Origin of the sequence: Halomonas sp. 707D4, assembly GCF_024158685.1 — a bacterium.
GTDB lineage: Bacteria > Pseudomonadota > Gammaproteobacteria > Pseudomonadales > Halomonadaceae > Vreelandella.
Genome location: NZ_JAMZBD010000596.1, coordinates 1 through 1,613 on the forward strand (window position 1 = coordinate 1; position 1,613 = coordinate 1,613).

A 1,613-nucleotide genomic window follows, 5' to 3' on the forward strand; every position below is an offset into this window, starting at 1 on the left:
CCCCAGGACGAGCGTAGCGCCCTGCTGGCGACGCTCGATACGGCCCTTGCCGAGGCCGAGGCGGCACACGCCACGGCCAACGTGGTGATTCGCGAGCGCGAGCGACCGGCGCTGTTCACCACTCACGCCGCCTGGCGCTCGGCGCTCGAGCTTGCCATTCTGCAGGGGCCGGACCTGGGTCGTTACCCGGTGCTCAACGCCTACCAGCGAGTGCTCCACTTCGAGAGCCCCGCGCGGCTCGAGCTCGATACGCAGTGGCAAAGCGCCGGCGTGTTCATTCCCTGGCTCGCGCGCTTCGGCCTCGAACCCGCGCTCGACATGGCGGTGGTCAAGCGTGCGCTGGAGCAGCTTCGCGCCGAGCCCGAGGTGCGTCTTGGCGTCAACCTGTCGTTGGCCGCGATCATGGATGCGCAGTTCACCACCGAGCTGCGCGCGCTGCTCGAGAAGAGCCCGGCGCTCGCCGCGCGGCTGTGCTTCGACCTTCCCGCCTCGCAGGACCCGCGTGCGATTGCAAGCCTGCGCGGGTTCTGCAGCGCCCTTCGCCACCTGGAGTGCGCCTTCGGCCTCGAGCATGTGGGCGCCGAGTTCACTCGCCTGGCGGACCTGCAGGACGTCGGGCTCGCTTACCTGAAGGTGGATGCGAGCCTGGTGCGCGGCATTCACGCCTCGCTCGAGCAGCAGACCCTCCTGCGCGGCATGACGACGCTTTGCCATTCGCTAGGCATCTTGGTCATCGCCGAAGGGGTGGTCGACCAGCAGGAGTTGACCCAGCTTTATCGCATCGGCGTGGATGGCGCCACCGGCCCCGGCGTTCGCCTTTCCTGAGTCAGCCGTGCGGCGGTATCAGATGATGCCGCCGTCCTCGCCGATCAGGTTGACGTTGTTCTTGGCCCGCAGCGACTTGCGCTGCATCACCTTGTGCTGCGCCGCCTCGGGCAGGTCGGTGAACGAGATCACTCCCTTGTCGAGCAGCACCTCCATCAAGTCTTCCACCACGCGCACGAAGGCCAGGTCCGAGGCGAGGAAACTCGCCTTGGTGCTGGATTGATCGGCCAGAAAGGCAAGCACTTCCGGGTCGTCTGCGGCGATCTGCTCCGGGTACTCGGCCGACGCCTCCCGGCTCAGTAGCACAATCTCGCCGGCGGCGTTGCGTTTGATATGAAACATCACGCTCTCTTTACTGGTCATCGACCAGCGCTCGGGGTTAAAAAAGGCCGCCTTGCGGCGGCCTCTGTCGTCGTCGATACAGCTTAACGGCTTACTGGTCGATCTTCAGCTGGTGCTGGTCCAGCAGGCTCTGGATGAAGTCCGACGAGCTCTCGCCCTGGGGCATGGTGACGTCCTTCAACACGATGCGCTGGTCCGCATTGGTGTTGTTGGCTGCCAGGCCGCCATCGGACTTGATATGCAGTACGGTATCACTGCCCTTCTGCTCGGCGTGGATGAACTGGTCGATATTATCGCTGTTCTCGCCTTTCAGAAGATCCGCCAGATCGAGACGGTCCGCCTGCGCGTCCTTGCCGTATACCCCCTTGTTGAAGTCCATCACGGTATCCTCGGCGGGCCTTCCGGCCGTGCCCTGATCGCCGAACTCCCACTTGAAGGTATCGGCA

3 protein-coding genes are annotated in these 1,613 nt (G+C 64.8%); 1 reads left to right on the forward strand and 2 read right to left on the reverse strand.

Annotated elements, in window-relative coordinates:
* The coding region (locus tag BIS11_RS16990) for an EAL domain-containing protein (protein ID WP_253586641.1) at positions 1–825 on the forward strand (825 nt) is incomplete at its 5' end.
* A gap of 18 nt (positions 826–843) precedes the next feature.
* Here BIS11_RS16990 and BIS11_RS16995 read toward each other — a convergent pair.
* On the reverse strand, positions 844–1,167 hold the full coding sequence (locus tag BIS11_RS16995) for a tryptophan synthase subunit beta like protein (RefSeq protein ID WP_253426153.1): 324 nt from the start codon (positions 1,165–1,167) through the stop codon (positions 844–846).
* A gap of 91 nt (positions 1,168–1,258) precedes the next feature.
* Positions 1,259–1,613: type I secretion C-terminal target domain-containing protein (locus tag BIS11_RS17000; RefSeq protein ID WP_253586642.1), on the reverse strand; the 355-nt coding region annotated here is incomplete at its 5' end.